Consider the following 15,377-nt stretch of genomic DNA (forward strand, 5'->3'; position numbering starts at 1 on the left):
CGGTGGAGGCGATGGTGAAGATCTCCTCTGCCCCCACCAGCGTCAGCAGGTGCTGAAGGCGCTCCGGGACCGCGGCCAGGGCCAGAACCGCGCCGACGTCCTGAACGGCCTGACGAGCCGCGAGCAGCGCGTTGAAACCGCGTGAATCGCAGAACGAGACGTCCGCGCAGTCCAGCACCACCCGCCGGTAACCGGCGTCAAGCATCTCGCTGACCGCCCGGGCCAGCACCGCTTCACCCCCCAGGTCCAGCTCACCGGCCAACGCCAGCACCGCGTCCCGCTCCACCACCGCCGGTGTAATCACCAGTCTCTCCACCGGCACTCTCACTCCTCATCCTCAGGACACCTTGAGGCGGCAGCCCGTACGAAACCGCCCTCGGGGCTCTGCCCAGACAACGGGAACATCATGTCAGCCACAACGCGGCGACAGGCCCTGGCCAACACCCTTGGCCGGTACAGGACGCCGAAAGTGCGGGGCGACGGGCCGGACGGAGATCGTGAGGAACTCGCGGCTACGGGGAGGCAGGTCGGACAGCCCCCTTCTCCGGGCCGAGCCCGCGGCGGTTCGGCAAGCCGATCACCGCGCTGCGCCGGGAAGGTGCGGTTCCGGTCCGCAGGGGCCGGCCGTGGAGCCTGCCCCTGGAGGACCGGGCCCTGCGGATCGCCGCGTACTGGCGCACCAACCTCACCCTGTGCCAACCTGCTCCGCTGTCCGGGGCGTAGAGGCCGGCCGCCGGAGGCGAGGACGACGGCCTTCGCGTGCTGGTCGGCCGCGTACGCACGGACGGACGCGGCGGCGTGCTCATCCTCACCATCACCATCACCAGCCTCTGGACTCTCGCCTCCCCATGCCCGCGGGGGCGGTCCGGGCCGTCGGTGACCACCCGTGGTGAGATCGATACCCGGTCCGCGCTTGCGTCCCGGTGTCCTCTTGTCCGCGCCCAGTCCCGTCGTAGTCTTCGGGACACCTGCGGCCGCGCGCACGGACTGGGTATCGATGACCACGAGAGGCGGGCCCTCCACCGAGGTCGAACTCGTGGTGTCGTGTTGTTGCTCAGGTGGATCTGATGGTCAGGCCGGTTTCGGCGAGGCAGTCGCCTATGAGGTCGCAGGCTGAGCCGGGTTTTGAGGGTGCCGATGACGGCCTCGGTCCACTGGCGGGCCCGGGCGGTCCTCCCCGTGCCGGACCGGTTCGTCCTTGCGGTCGGGCCGCACCAGTTGGGCGACGAGCCGTTCGGCGACGAACGCCTCGAACTCTTTGCCCGCGAAGCCCCTGTCCGCCAGGATCGCCTGCCCGGCCCGCACGAGGTGGTGGCCGCGTTCCGGCAGCGCGGCCGTCACCTCTCGCTCACCGGTCTTCGGGCCGGCCGGACACCAGGTGACCGGCATGCCCTCGGCGGTGGCGGGCGGGTAGAGCCGGTGTCCCCGGAAGAAACGGGAGTGGCTGCGGCAGCCTGGGCGTGGTCATTGCTCCGGTCTGCGGGACGGTGCGGCGGACCGAGCTGCCGCGGTAGCGGTGGGGGCCGCCCCCGGGCTGCGGCGGCGCCTTCGTCCGGTGAGTGCCGCGTGCGTCACCAGTCCCAGGACGAGGCCCCAGCACGCCGACCCGATGCCGCCGAGGGTGACGCCGGACGCCGTGGTGAGGAAGGTGACCACTGAGGCGTCCCGGCCCCGCTCGTCGGCGACCGTCCGAGCGAGGCTCGTGGAGATCGTGCCGAGGAGTGCCACCCCGGCGATGACGGCGATGAGTTCGGCGGGCAGCGCGGCGAAGAGGCCCACCAGGGCGGCTCCGCAGACACCGGTCAGCAGGTAGAAGAAGCCGCTCGCCAGGCCGGCCACGTAGCGGCGCCGAGGGTCTGGGTGAGCCTCCTCGCCCGTGCTGATCGCGGCCGTGATCGCCGCCAGGTTCACCGCGTGCCCGCCGAGCGGGGCGAGCGCCGAGGAGGTGAGCCCGGTGGCGGTGATGAGCAGCCGGTCGTTCGGCCGGTATCCGCAGGCGGCCAGTACGCCGAGCCCAGGGGCGTTCTGCGAGGCCATCGTGACCACGGCCAGCGGAACGGCGATCCCCACGAGCGCCGAGCCGCTGAACTCCGGTGCCGTGAACACGGGAAGGGTCCACCTGATGTCGATGGACGCGGTGTGGATGCCCGGTACGACGGCGGTGGCGAGCACAGCGGCGAGCAGCGCCCCGGCAACCGCGTATCTCGGTGACCTCTGTTTGACGGCCAGGTAGGTGGCGAGGGCCGCGAGCACCGGGAGAGGGGCGCTGTCCAGGGCCGAGAACAGACCGGCCCCGAAGGAGAACAGCACCCCGGCGAGCATGCCCGCCACGATTCCGGGCGGTATGCGCCGCATGATCCGCCCGAAGACGCCGGTCAGGCCGGCCACAGCCATAAAAAGGCCGCTGACCAGGAAGGCTCCGACAGCCTCGGGATAGGAGTAGTTCCCGAGACTGCCGACGAGGACCGCGGCGCCCGGTGTCGAGAAGGCGGTGATCACCGGCATGCGGGTCCACCAGCTGAGCACGGCGCAGGTCACGCCACTGCCCACGCACGCCGCCCACACCCAGGACGCGGTCTGCTCGTCGCTGAGGTGACCGGCGGCCGCTGCCGCCAGGACCACGAGGAGGGGGCCGGAGCACGAGACCATGACGGTGATGAGGCCCGCGAGGACGGCGGAGAGCGAGGCGTCCCGCAGGACCCCGCGGCGTCCTGCCTCCCCGGTTTCCTCCCCGGTTTCCTCCCCGGACTCCTTCCCGGTACCGCCCTCGGTGCTCTGCCCGGCCGTGGTCATCGTGCCCTTTCCCCCACCTCGTGACTCCCGCCGCTCCCTCGTACCGCGTACCTCGCGCCGGCCCGCCGTCCCCGCCCGCTACCGCGTCTGCTGCGCCACCTCGGCGAGCCGCGCGACGCCCTCGGCGAACTCCTCGCCACCGAGAGCCTGGAACGGCAGCCGGAGGAACACGGTTCCGGCAGGGGGCGCCGAGTCCGCGGGGTAGAAGGCCGAGCCGCGTGTGAGGGCGATGCTCTCGGCGGACGCCGCGGCGAGCAGCTTCTCCTCGGTGGTCCGGACCGGCAGGTGCACGCTGATGTAGTAGCCGCCCTCGGGCACGCACAGCGCGACGTCGCCGAGGATCTTGCGCACCGCCTCGACCGCGGCGTCGTGCCGCGGGCGCAGCAGTTTCCGGACCTCCTCGATGTTCTGCCGCACCAGCCCGCTCGCGAAGGCCCGTGCGGCCACCGCCTGGAGCAGCGGGGCCGGGGACAGGTACGTGCTCTCCGCCAGCGCCGCCAGGGCGCGCGGGACGCCGGGGGGAGCGATGACGTAACCGACCCGGAGCCCCGGGCTGAGGACCTTGCTGAGCGATCCCATGGTCAGTACTCGGGCGCCGTCGACCAGGTCCGCGAGTTCCCCGAGGAGCGTGGGGGCCGCACCGTCGAAGCGGAGTTCCCGGTAGGGGATGTCCTCCAGGATCGTGAAGCCGAACTCGGCGGACAGTCCGACCAGTTCGCGCCGCTTCTCCTCGCTCGTCGTCACGCCGCTGGGGTTCTGGAAGTCGGGGATCACATAGACGAACGCGGGCACCTCGGTACGCAGGCGCTCCCGCAGGATGTCCAGGTCGAGTCCGTCGTGCCGCAGCGGCACCCCGGAGACCCGTCCGCCGTGCCGCTCGAATATCTGGACGGCGCGATCGTACGTCGGGGCTTCGACCAGGACCTGCTTGCCGGGTGCGTCCTTGAGGAGGTGGGCGGCGAGCAGGTCGAGGGCCTGGAGCGAGCCGTTGGTGACGAAGATCCGGTCGGGGTCGACGGAGTGGAACGCGCCGATCTGGTCGCGGAGTTCGCGGTCGCCGGTGTGGTGGCCGATGGGTGCGTACTGGAAGACCCGGTCCGGCTCCGAGGAGAGGATCGCCCCGGTCAGCTCGGCGATGGCGGCGGACGGAATCGCTTCGAGCGGGGGGATGCCGCGCGAGAAGTGGACGGTCACAGGGTGTCTCCTTGCCTGGGGAAGGGCTCAGCGGGGCTGCCCGGGGCCATCAGTGGGACGGCCCGGGGCACGGGCTCAGTGGGCACTGACGGCGAAGTCGGCGTCGATGTCGGCGACGGAGTCCGCGCCGAGCTGGAGCAGCGTGTCCTCGATCTCGCTCCGGAGGAGGTCGAGGACCGCCTCGACGCCCTGCTGGCCGGCCAGTCCGAGGCCCCAGAGGTAGGGGCGGCCGATGCACACCGCGTCCGCACCGAGTGCGAGGGCCTTGACGACGTGGACGCCGGAGCGGATGCCGCCGTCCAGGAGTACCAGAGCGCGGTCGGAGACCGCGGCCGCCACCTGCTCCAGGGCGATCAGGCTGGGTACCGCTCCGTCGAGTTGGCGGCCACCGTGGTTGGAGACGATGACGCCGTCCACGCCGAGGCCGACGCACCGCTCGGCGTCCTCGGCCCGCAGAACACCTTTGACCACGATCGGAAGGTGTGTACGGGCCCGGATCCACTCCAGGTCGTCCCAGGTCAGGGGAAGCCGTTCGATGCGGGCGCCGTCCGGGATCTCCCCCATGAGCACACCCAGCGCGCGCAAGTTGCCGAAGTCGACGTGCGCCGGGGTGCGGAAGCCCGCGCGCCGGGTGCTGATGCGGCGCGCGGCGTAGCTGGCATCGACCGTGACTACGAGCGCGGTCGCGCCGGCGTCCTCCGCCAGGGCGATCGTCGCGGCGACGTCGTCCCGGGACCGGTAGGCGTAGAGCTGGAACCAGCAGTCGCTTCCGACGGAGCCGGCCACGTCGGCGAACACGTGGTGGCTGTCGGTGCTGACGATCGACAGGGTGCCGGTGGACTCGGCGGCGCGGGCGGTCGCGATCTCGGCATCCTCGTGGAGGAGCCGCTGGGGACTGGTCGGGGCGAGCAGGACCGGCAGCGCGAGCCGGTGCCCGAGTACGGTCACCGTGGTGTCGGGTTTCTCGCCCGAACCGCCGAGGACACGTGGGCGCAGCCAGACCTGGTCGAAGGCGTCCGTGTTGGCACGGACGGTGAGCTGGGTGTCGGCTCCGCCCGCCACGTACGCCCAGGAGGCGGCGTCGAGAACGGACTCGGCGGCGTGCTCGAAGTCGGCCAGGGTCAATAACCCGGATAATTCCCTTGCCATGAGACCTCTTCCGTCGTCGGATGAATTTTCGTCAGGCGAACTGATCGAAAGCCATCTTGGTCACCATTCCGGTGACCACGAGGACCAGGACGACCCGGACGAATCCGGATCCCCTTTTCATCGCTGTACGCGATCCGATCATCGCGCCGGCAATGTTTCCCACGGCCATTCCCAGCCCGAGGGCCCACAGGACATTTCCCTGCCAGGCGAAGACCGCGAGGGCCCCCAGATTGGAAGAGGCGTTGATCACCTTCGCCATGGCCGCGCTTTCCAGGAATTGCGTCGCGAGAAGCGTGGTGAAGGAAATGATGAGAAAGGTGCCCACTCCGGGTCCGAAGACCCCGTCGTAGAAACCGATCCCGACGCCCGCGATGAGGATCGCCGCATTGCGGCGGCGCGGGGTCACGACGATGTTCCGCTGCTGCACCCCGAAACTGGGCCGGAAAGCCACGAAGAGCGCCACCGTGATGAGCAGGCCCATGATGACGGGCCGGAAATAGCTCGCGGGAACACTCGATGCGGACAGGGCCCCGAGGGCACCGAAGGGAACCGCGAGCCCGGCGGCCGGCAACAGCACCGAACGATCCAGCTCGGTGCGCCGCTGGTACATGTACGCGGCGGTCGTGGTGCCCATGATCGCCGCGATCTTGTTCGTGCCCAGCGCCACCGCCGGCGAGTACTGGGGGAAGACCAGCAGGAGTACCGGGATGAGCAGGACCCCGCCTCCGCCGACAACAGCATCCACCCAGCCGGCTGCCGTAGCGGCAAGGAGCAGGCCGAGCACCTCGTACAGTTCCACTCTTCCTCATTCACATCGAGCGGCCCCGGTTCCCGGCGGGCGGGGCGCCGTCCACCGGGTCAGAGGACCCCGCGGATCTCCGTCATCGCGGGCAGCACGCGCGGGTGCCACATCATGCGCTGGATCCACAAAGGGGTGGTGCGCAGGGAGTAGAAGCGTCGCAGCCATCGGTCGCGCCCGTCGTAGCGGGGCGTGAAAGCGGTGCGACCGTGCACCACGACGTGGTTGTCCAGGACGACGAGATCGCCCGGCGCGAGCACCAGGTCGCGGCAGACCTTCTCCAGTGCCCCGGCGAGGGCCCGCAGCGCCGCCTGCGCCTCCGGTCCGGCGCCCCGGGTGTTGTGCGAGTTGAAGCGCATGAACGGGCGGTCCGCCGGACCGAAGACCACCGGGTGGGGGCCCGCGGAGGGGCGTGGCCCCGCGATGTCCCGCGTGAACGAGGTCGGATACAGGCTGTGGAACTGCGGCTTCCTCAGTTCCGCCACCTCTTCGTCCGTCAGCAGGGGCAGCGCGTCCCGTACGGACGAGACGCGCGTCGCGGCGATCTGCTCGTGGTCCTGGCGCAGGCAGAGCAGGCCCAGGTAGTCGGGGCGCAGGGGGTGGTGCACGTTCTCCGTGTGGAAGTCGAAGGCGACCGATCCGCTGTTCTCGATCCGGCGCTCCTCCCCACGTACGGGATGGACGTCGTGGAAGAGAGCCCCCGACTTCTCGTCCTGATACCCGGTCAGCGAACCGAGGAGATCCGCGACGAGCATGAGGGTTCCGTTGGTGGGATGACCGTCGAGGATGTGAGCTTCATGAGCCTGCGGAGTCTTCGGCAGCTCACCCACCGGGACGCCACGGAGTAGGAAGTATCCGCCGGATCCCTCATCCGCACCGAAATCGAGAACCGTTTTGCGCATCCCCTCGGGAAGATCCATGAGGAGCCCCGATGCGACGATGGGGGGCGAGTCCGACAAGTGTGCGGCAAGCGCGGACAACTCGCCCACCTTCTCTGCCTCCGACTCACTTAATCGGTATTCATTGAGAGTCTGGGAAATCATTCTCATAATTCCTCACCGATTTCCGTCTGCAGCGCGTGACTATTGCGGCAAAAACGTATCCCGGGCGCATTATTTCCGTCAACAATCGGTTTCGGACAGTGACGCCCCCGGTTAACAGGTCCGGCATTTCGTACACCTGTCACTTACAGCTCCCATGGGGAGGAAGCGTCACAATCCATCTCGCGCGGTAAGGGGCGTAGAGCGGGTTGGTACTGCCGGTCCCCCTGTGTGAGCTGGCTCTACGGCGCCAGATGTCCGGGAGATGAACGGCCTGAACCGCCTCGCCGGGTGCGTACGAGGTCCGCACTTCGGCACTCACACGGGCCCCTCAAAGCTGATTTCTCGCCATCCGGACCAGGGGAAACAGCGAACGACGGGGGGTGTGAAGGGGATCACATGCCGCCGTCGGGTCTCCCCGCAGACCCGCCCGGCCGGCCGCCCGTGGGGTCCGGCCAGACAGTCGGCCTCGGTCCACGAGCCGATGAGACGGACGTGCTCGACACCCCGGACACACCGCCCGCGCCGGGCGCGGACACCGGTACGGACACGGGTACGGACACGAAGGTGAGGGTGGCGGCGATGGCGAAGGTTCCGGCAGCGGCAGTGGCGGCGAGCGGGTTCGTCGGGGGTACGGCATCGCCCGGTGGGCCAGGAAGCGGCCGCTCGACGGGGTCGCGCTCGCCGCCGGGTACCTCGCCGTGTACGAGTGGAACCGCCGGGCCGGCCCGCGCGCAGCCACCACGCCGACGGCCGCGCACGTCGCCGCCTTCACCGTCGCGGGTGGCGTGGCCGCCGCGCCCCGGGCCGTCACCCGCCGCGCCGCCCACTACCGGGGGCCGTTTTCAAAGATCGTCCAGGTCGTGGATGACGGCGGAGCGATACGCCGACGCGAACTCACCTCTCACGCGCGGAAGTTACTCACTCCGTTGACACCCCGGGCTGTGACAGGCCGGCCCCGGGCGGAGGGACGGCAGGTCGTCGACGGCATGGTCTGCACGATCCGGACCGGGGCCTCCCTGGGTGAACCGGGGCCTCCCTGCGTGACCTGCCGGAACATTACGGCCCGTGGGAGACGCCCTGCCCCCTTCCGGCGTTACGCGCCCGACGGCGTGTTCCCACCAGCGCCGACCGCATACCGTCGACCTGCACCTCCGCACGGCCAACCGCCGTACGGCGCTGCCGGACACGCTTCACCGATGGCAGCCTCGAACGGAATCTGTTGATCGTCAGGAACTCACGGGGAGACTGGGCCTGCCCGGTCCGACGTCGGCCAGATGTAGGGCAAATCCTCCGGAACGCCGGGGAAGAGCGGTGCGTACGTGGTCGAATCCTTGCGTACCAGTGCCGACCGGTGGCTGCGGTGAAAGGCGTCGTCACCGAGCCACGGAGGCAGTTCCCCCGCAACCGCCAGCAGCGCCTGGTCACGTACCGGTGCACCCGGGCGGAACGCGAGCAAATCGGCGACGAGTGTGGCCGCACAGCTGTCCTGATGACCGTGCTCACGCCACACCTTGCAGACTTCCAGGCCATACCGGACCAGCGCTTCCTCGTATCCGGCCCACATCCGCACTGCTGGATGGTGGCGCCACCCGTAACCCGGGACAACAAGGCCGCGAAGGACTTGCAACGCCTCGACACGCTGTTTGCCCAGTCGGCGACGGTCCAGGGTCAGGGCCGAGGCCCTGAAGTCGGGATAAGGCAAGAAGGTTTGCATGCCGTCGTCCCATCAGCAGCTCGGCACCCGACTCGCGCGGGGCAAGTTCCATCACGTCGTCACTCACGGGCATGCCGGGGATGATGCCCGGCATGCCCACAGCACGCCTTCCGCGGACACCGCGCCACCCGGTGACCACACGGCATCGGCGCGCCCCGGCCCCGCCGGTCGGTACCGGAGGGGCCCGCCTCGTCCGAGTACCGGGCATGACCCTCTCGGCCCGTGTCCGGGCCGTAGAAAAACCGTAGAAAACTCGACCGCGTTCGCGACCCCGATCCCGGGCGACTGGCTCAACGCCTGCCGCTGCCCGCGTCCAGCGGCGTGCGGCGGCAGGCGTCGGCCCGTCGCGTCCGGGCGGTGGGACCGCGTCGGGTGACGAGAGCCGTGTGGGCCGGCCCGGTGCCACAAGGCCCGGGCCGGCCGCATTCGCTGCACAGACTGGGCGACCTGCATGCCGGCCGCACGAGTCTTTGACGCAGGGGCGTGTCAGCTGCCGACAGGTGTGACACCGAACATCAGGGTGCGGCGGCTGATGTCGTAGTGCACGGTCGATGTCTCGGAGAGCAGGTCCTGGAGGACGTCCGCGTCGTCGACGTCAACGGTCAGCACTTCTTCCCACGCGCCTTCGTCGAGCACCAGCTGCAAGGTGATGGTCCCCCGGGCCCCTGGGCCGCCGGCGACCCAGGTGAACTGGTAGTGGCTGAGCTGACGCACCTTGATGCTGTCGTCCGTGACAGGCTGCGTGACCTTGGCCATGAGCTTTCTCCTAGCGGTTGCGGAGCTGGGCGGGGTGGGTTCACGACTACTGGATGATCTTGTGGCGCCCCGGCGCGGCCCGCCCACACGCTGGGCCGCGAAGGCAGGTTCCGGCTCGGGCGGCAGGACCGGATCCCGGCGGCCGGGGACGGGTACTCATGCTTCGCAGTGCCGCCGCGGCAGGCCGTGCTCACGCGTCCGCCGAACGGCAGCCCATCCGGTGCCCCCGGCTGTGACGAGGGGTGAAGCGGCACGGCGCATCATGCCCTGCCGCTGCTGCTCGGGGCGCTGCTGCTCACCGTGCAGGGCGTTGAGGACCAGCACGCCCGCGGTCAACGCGGGTACGGCCCACTGCAGCAGGACGAGCTGACGCTGTGCCTGGTCGAGCTTGATCGGGTGCTCCGCGGCCGTCTCGGCGTCCTTGGGATCCAGGGACGAGGCAAGTTCGACCTTCTTTCCCACCACACGGGCGTAGGCGGTCGCAGCCAGGGCCGCTCCCGTGAGCACCAGCTTGGCCACGGTGGAGGCGCCCACCCCCTGCTGGTAGGCCACCCGGGCGCTGTTCGCACCCAGCAGGCCGGCCCCGCCCACCAGGTGAGCACCGATCGCTGCCGCGTTCACCGGTGTCCAGACTGCCCAGCCGGCACTGGCGATACGCGCGGTGGACATTTCATCGTCCCCAGACCTGTTCGCCGCTCCGTTGAGGCCGACGGCACCCATCAGGGAGCCACCGAACCAGGCCGCCAGCCCGATGTCGTGCAGGCTGCGCATGACCGTATTGCGTTCTGACATTCGAATCCTTCCAAGCTCACGCCCCTGCGGTCCAGGGCACCGCCACCAGCCTCAGCGCGATCACCAGCACCGACCAGTCAGGGCGCGCACATGGGCTACCGGCTTGCCCCGCTGTCGCGGAACGAGTCCGGTCGCGGTGCTCCGGCGGCGAGGGTGTGGCGTCACCGGATGCGGTCACCCACCCCGTTACCGCCGCACCTCAGTCCTTGCCGATCACGACCACTTCGTCATGAGCGGCCCAGCGTCGCCGCTCGGTCTTGGGCGGATTCACGCGCAGGCCGTACGGCGGGCCCTGGCGCGCTGTGCCGTGGTTCCGGTATCCGATCGCGCACTCGCCCCGGCGGCGTGCCGCGGCCACCACCGTGGCGAAGGGGGTCTCCTGGCCCAGCCGGACGTAGTCGGCGGCCGGCCGCAGACGGATCCCGTTCCCCTCGGCACGGAACAGCTCCTCGAACACTCCCGTCAGCTGCCGGTTCTGGGAGATCTGTGCCATCAGCAGACCGATGATCTTGCCGCTGATGATCACGTCGGCACTGGGACTGATGGGCGCCAGTACCCGGTTGCGGTCGTCGACCAGTTCCGTGACCACCGGCAGTTCGCGTCCGGTGGCCTCCTCCAACTGCTGGAGCAGCAGCAGGGTGACGAGTGTGTGATTGTCCGGCTCGTCCGTGGAGCCGTTGGGCCCGGGATCCCGGCCGAGCACGATGACGCTGTCGTAGGAACCGATGTCCAGGCGGCGCAGGACCTCGGGGCGGGTGACGTCTCCCCGGTGCAACGTGAAGGCCAGTCCGGCACCGGCCTGTGCGTCGGCGTCGTCGACCTGGTGGACGGTGGTTCCGTCGTCCACCGTCACCACGTCGACGGCCGATCCGGGCAGCACGCAGCGCCGCAGCTGGTCGATCATGAGCGGTGCCCGGCGGTTCCAGCCCAGCAGCAGCACCCGTTCCGGTCGTGTGGATGCCGGCCGCTCGGACGCCATGGCCGCTTCCTCGACCGAGGACGCGCAGTCCTCCAGCCGGACGGTGTCGTCGTCGCGGGAGATGACGAGAATCTTGTCGTCCGCACGGATCGTCGTGTCCGGCGAGGGAGCGAGCAGGACTCCTTCCGCGCGCATCAGCCCGACGACGCTCGACGTCGTGTAGGCCAGCAGCGCCTGGCCGAACGGGCGGCCCGTCAGCGCGGGTTCCGCGACGAGGTAGAACTCGTCCCTGGCGAAGTCGAGCAGCTCCCTGTGGACGAGGGAGAGCCCGGGGCGGCGAGCGGCCTGGACGATCATCCGGGCGGTGATCGTGTCGCTTTCCAGGACGACCCCGCCCGGCCCTGCCGCCAGGGTGGCGGCCAGGTGGAACCGGTCGTCGCGGACCGCGGCGACCACGCAGGGACGGGCCTCCGGGCCGTCTCCCCGCCGGGACAGGGTGGCCCGCAGGGCCAGCAGCGTCTTGACGACCTCGGCATCGGCGTCCGGCTCGTCGTGGGGCAGCACCAGTACGGCGCCGGCCGTGGCCGGGCTGGTCAAGGAGAGTACGGCCGGGTCGGTGATGGGGCCGCTGCGGCAGATCAGCCGTGTCCGGCCGACGGGTCCCACCCGGGTGCCGAGCGCCTCCTCCATGGCGGTCTTGTCCCGGTCGGCCAGCACGACCACGACCGCCCGCCGCTGATTGGCGTTGGCCGCCACCAGCTCGCTCACCACGGTGAAGACCTGCTCCGACCACCCCAGCACCACCACGTGCCCGTGCTCCAGCACGGTGGACCGGCCCCGCCGCAGCGCGGTGAGCCGTTCGGTGAGGGCGGCCGTGATCAGTCCGACGAGGAGGGAGACGTACAGGAGGGCGATCAGCGCGAGCAGCACCGACATCGCCACCCGCAGCGGTGTGCCCGTCACGCCGCCCAGGCGCAGGGTCTCACCGGTGAGACGCCAGACCTCCGCCAGCCTGTCCGGCGCGGACGCCGGAATGGCCGGGTCGGTCCACACCAGTACGGCGCTCACCGGCACGACGACGGCCAGGCACAGCAGGGCCAGCCAGCCGACGAGAGCGGAGGCGCCGCGGGCCAGCGTGCTGTCGAACCAGTAACGGGTCCGTTCGCCGAACTCCCTGAGCCCACCGGCCCCACCGCGTGGACCGCGCTGCTGTGCCACCCTGTCCGCCCCCTCCCTCACCCCGTGCTCCGGCGGGCCCGACTGCACTCACACCGGTTTGCACACCGGTTCGCTTCTTTCACACCTCTGGATCCGGAGGTGGACGTACCGGGTCTGCAGTGTGCTCCACCGGCTTCCGCGGCGGGCGGGTTTCACCGCAGGTCACCCTTTCGAGGAACTGCGGCTTCCCGGTCCGTGCCGGTGGCGTGCCACCGGCACGGCGTCAAGTTTGCAACCGCTATAACCCCTTGGGGGCAACGCCCGCGCGAAACCCGGACACCGTATCCAGGCTGCCGTAGAAAACCCTCCATGACTGAAGATCATGCAGTGGCGCGCCCAGGAGGCACCTTGTCCCGGCGCGGCTTCGCCGCAGTGGTCGGCACGGCCACGGCGGTGACAGCTCTGACCGGCGCCCCCTCCGCGGCCCTGCCCGCTCCAGCCGCTCCAGCCGCTCCAGCCGCTCCGGCCGGCCCGGGGGACGGCCGTCGTACCGACGACCGGTCCCTGGCCGTCGCTCGCGCACTGCTCGTACTGGACTCCGACGGCCAACCGCTCGTCCCGCGCTACGAGCGCATCCTCGACAAGGGCCTGCCCGCCCGCCGCGGGACCCGCCCCAAGCACGTGCTGGTCGTCGGCGCCGGCCCGGCCGGTCTGGTGGCCGCCTGGCTGCTGAAGCGGGCGGGCCACCGCGTGACGGTCCTGGAAGCCAACGGCAACCGTGCGGGCGGACGCGTCAAGACCTTCCGCCGCGGCGGTCACGAACAGGCCGAACAACCCTTCGCCGACCCCCGCCAGTACGCCGAGGCGGGCGCGATGCGCATCCCCGGCAGCCACCCCCTGGTGATGGGGCTGATCGACCGGTTCGACCTGCCCAAGCGACGCTTCCACTACATCGACGTCGACAGCGAGGGCCGTCCCGCCAACCGCACCTGGATCCACGTCAACGGCATCCGCGTGCGCCGCGCCGACTACGCCCGCTCACCCCGGCGCATCAACCAGTCCTTCGGCGTGCCCCGTGCCCTCTGGGACACCCCCGCCGCGGTCATCCTGCGCGGTGTGCTGGATCCCGTGCGCGACGAGTTCAGCCGCGTCGGCAGCGACGGCAAGCGCGTCGACAAACCGCTGCCGGAGCGGCTGCAGGGCTGGGCCCGGGTGGTGCAGCGGTTCGGTGACTGGTCGATGTTCCGGTTCCTCACCGAGCACGCGGGCCTCGACGAGCGGACCATCGACCTGATCGGAACCCTCGAGAACCTCACTTCGCGTCTGCCCCTGTCCTTCATCCACAGCTTCATCGGCTCCTCGCTCATCAGCCCCGACACCCCCTTCTACGAGCTGGAAGGGGGCACCGCCGTGCTGCCGGACGCCCTGCTGGAACGCGTGCGCGAAGAGGTGCGCTTCGACCGCCGGGTGACCCGCATCCAGTACCACCACCCCGACCGCCCCACTGCCGGCGCCGAACACGTCGGCGGCAAGAAACCCCACGTGTGGGTGGACACCGTGTCCGAAGGGCGCGGCGGCCCTGTCGTGCGCCAGCAGTTCACCGCGGACGCCGCGGTGGTGACCGTACCGTTCTCCGGGCTGCGGCACGTCCAGATCGACCCGCCCCTGTCGTACGGCAAACGCCGCGCCGTCTGCGAGCTCCACTACGACAGCGCGACCAAGGTGCTGCTGGAATTCAGCCGCCGCTGGTGGGAGTTCGACGAAGCCGACTGGAAGCGGGAGCTGCGGCGTATCCGCCCGGGGCTGTACGAGGCCTACCGCACGGGACACGCCGCCACCGACGGCAGCCTGCTCGGCGCCCATCCCTCCGTACCCGCCGGTCACATCACCGAGGGCCAGCGCACGCACTACGCGGCCAACCGCGCGATCACACGGGACCAGCCCGAGGCGGTCGAGGTCCTGGGCGGCGGCTCCATGTCCGACAACGCCAACCGGTTCATGTTCCACCCCTCCCACCCGGTGGCGGGCAGCGACGGCGGTGTGGTCCTGGCCTCCTACAGCTGGGCGGACGACGCCCGACGCTGGGACTCGCTGGACGACGACGCCCGCTACCCTCACGCCCTGTGCGGCATGCAGCAGGTCTACGGCCAGCGGATCGAGGTCTTCTACACCGGCGCCGGCCGGACACAGAGCTGGCTGCGCGACCCCTACGCCTACGGGGAGGCATCGGTACTCCTGCCCGGCCAGCACACCGAGTTGCTGCCCGTCATCCCCACGCCCGAGGGGCCGCTGCACTTCGCCGGCGACCACACCTCCGTCAAACCGGCCTGGATCGAGGGAGCGCTGGAGTCCGCGGTGCGCGCCGCCTGGGAGGTCCACACGGCATGAGAAGGGGCCGTCCCCGCCGGAGCGCGGCAACCGTCCTCGCCGCGCTCCGGCGGGGACGGCCGCCCGTGTGCGCGTACGACACCGGACTCCCGTCGTGCGTGCTCAGGACCAGCCCGCCTCCAGCGGTGCCTACCGCCGGCCGTCGCCCGGGATGCCGGCTGCGAGGTCGCCCGCCTGCCTGACCCGGTCATGCGCAGGGTCGTCGACTCCATCTCGCCCTGCGCACCCCGCAACTGACGGACGAGATCACCGCCGAGCTGGCCGTACTCGTCGGTTTCGATTCAGGACCTCGCCGCCGAGGCCACCCGCACGTCCAACCGGATACGCGGCCTGCTCCCCCCGTTCCACAGACTGGGTGAGGTGGCGGCGCCACCAGTCGGGCGCGGTTCACCTGTGGCTCCTGTTCCGACGGGCGGGATCGAGATCGCCTTCTACGCCGTCCACATCAACAGCTGGAACCGTCACCGGGCACGGAGGCACGGTGAGACCACAGGGCCGGAGAGAGCTCGCGGAAGGCTGAATCGGGCGTGGGCTCGTTCTTCGCGCGGGTGCGAGCCGGGCTTGCGGTTGCGCAGTCCGGCAAGCTGCTGCCGTACGGGCTGTGCGATGTCCGAACCAGTTCGCCGTTCCCCGGCCCTGGCCATCGCACCCCAGCATTTCTTTCGAGTGGTC

Annotated in this window: 11 protein-coding genes and 4 pseudogenes; 4 read left to right on the forward strand and 11 right to left on the reverse strand. The window is 70.4% G+C overall.

Features of this window, described 5'->3' with window-relative positions; translation table 11 throughout:
* Positions 1–322 (reverse strand): STAS domain-containing protein (locus ACWD0Y_RS14920; protein WP_450260752.1); only part of this gene is annotated, 322 nt, incomplete at its 3' end.
* Between the two features lie 212 nt (positions 323–534).
* Between ACWD0Y_RS14920 and ACWD0Y_RS14925 the strand changes: the two are divergent.
* A pseudogene (locus ACWD0Y_RS14925) lies at positions 535–717 on the forward strand (IS5/IS1182 family transposase); the annotation flags it as partial.
* Between the two features lie 383 nt (positions 718–1,100).
* Here ACWD0Y_RS14925 and ACWD0Y_RS14930 read toward each other — a convergent pair.
* The 6 genes and pseudogenes from ACWD0Y_RS14930 to ACWD0Y_RS14955 form a co-directional block, all read right to left on the reverse strand.
* Positions 1,101–1,452 (reverse strand): annotated as a pseudogene (locus ACWD0Y_RS14930) (IS982 family transposase); the annotation flags it as partial.
* A 12-nt stretch (positions 1,453–1,464) separates the two neighbouring features.
* On the reverse strand, positions 1,465–2,793 hold the full coding sequence (locus ACWD0Y_RS14935; RefSeq protein ID WP_450260753.1) for a benzoate/H(+) symporter BenE family transporter: 1,329 nt from the start codon (positions 2,791–2,793) through the stop codon (positions 1,465–1,467).
* 78 nt (positions 2,794–2,871) lie between these two features.
* Positions 2,872–3,987 (reverse strand): aminotransferase-like domain-containing protein, encoded by a 1,116-nt coding sequence (locus ACWD0Y_RS14940; protein ID WP_450260754.1) that lies wholly within the window; start codon positions 3,985–3,987, stop codon positions 2,872–2,874.
* A gap of 75 nt (positions 3,988–4,062) precedes the next feature.
* On the reverse strand, positions 4,063–5,136 hold the full coding sequence (locus ACWD0Y_RS14945) for an alpha-hydroxy acid oxidase (RefSeq protein ID WP_450260755.1): 1,074 nt from the start codon (positions 5,134–5,136) through the stop codon (positions 4,063–4,065).
* Positions 5,137–5,167: 31 nt separating this feature from the next.
* Complete coding sequence (locus tag ACWD0Y_RS14950) at positions 5,168–5,935, reverse strand: sulfite exporter TauE/SafE family protein (RefSeq protein WP_450260756.1); 768 nt, start codon at positions 5,933–5,935, stop codon at positions 5,168–5,170.
* A gap of 59 nt (positions 5,936–5,994) precedes the next feature.
* Complete coding sequence (locus ACWD0Y_RS14955; protein WP_450260757.1) at positions 5,995–6,984, reverse strand: TauD/TfdA family dioxygenase; 990 nt, start codon at positions 6,982–6,984, stop codon at positions 5,995–5,997.
* A 573-nt stretch (positions 6,985–7,557) separates the two neighbouring features.
* Between ACWD0Y_RS14955 and ACWD0Y_RS14960 the strand changes: the two are divergent.
* A pseudogene (locus ACWD0Y_RS14960) lies at positions 7,558–7,802 on the forward strand (hypothetical protein); the annotation flags it as partial.
* A 410-nt stretch (positions 7,803–8,212) separates the two neighbouring features.
* Here ACWD0Y_RS14960 and ACWD0Y_RS14965 read toward each other — a convergent pair.
* From ACWD0Y_RS14965 to ACWD0Y_RS14980, 4 genes are all read right to left on the reverse strand, one after another.
* Positions 8,213–8,692, reverse strand: a complete 480-nt coding sequence (locus ACWD0Y_RS14965; protein WP_450260758.1) for an MSMEG_6728 family protein — start codon at positions 8,690–8,692, stop codon at positions 8,213–8,215.
* Positions 8,693–9,178: 486 nt separating this feature from the next.
* Positions 9,179–9,448: a hypothetical protein gene (locus ACWD0Y_RS14970; RefSeq protein ID WP_450260759.1), complete on the reverse strand. Its 270-nt coding sequence runs from the start codon at positions 9,446–9,448 to the stop codon at positions 9,179–9,181.
* 156 nt (positions 9,449–9,604) lie between these two features.
* Positions 9,605–10,240 carry a hypothetical protein gene (locus ACWD0Y_RS14975; RefSeq protein WP_450260760.1) on the reverse strand — a complete coding sequence of 212 codons (636 nt, stop codon included), beginning with the start codon at positions 10,238–10,240 and terminating at the stop codon, positions 9,605–9,607.
* A gap of 199 nt (positions 10,241–10,439) precedes the next feature.
* Positions 10,440–12,377, reverse strand: a complete 1,938-nt coding sequence (locus tag ACWD0Y_RS14980; protein ID WP_450260761.1) for a CASTOR/POLLUX-related putative ion channel — start codon at positions 12,375–12,377, stop codon at positions 10,440–10,442.
* 309 nt (positions 12,378–12,686) lie between these two features.
* Between ACWD0Y_RS14980 and ACWD0Y_RS14985 the strand changes: the two genes are divergently transcribed.
* A complete protein-coding gene (locus tag ACWD0Y_RS14985; RefSeq protein WP_450260762.1) occupies positions 12,687–14,705 on the forward strand; it encodes a flavin monoamine oxidase family protein in 2,019 nt (672 codons plus the stop codon).
* A 106-nt stretch (positions 14,706–14,811) separates the two neighbouring features.
* A pseudogene (locus ACWD0Y_RS14990) lies at positions 14,812–15,053 on the forward strand (IS110 family transposase); the annotation flags it as partial.
* Positions 15,054–15,377 lie beyond the last annotated feature (324 nt).

This window comes from Streptomyces altiplanensis (assembly GCF_053591575.1).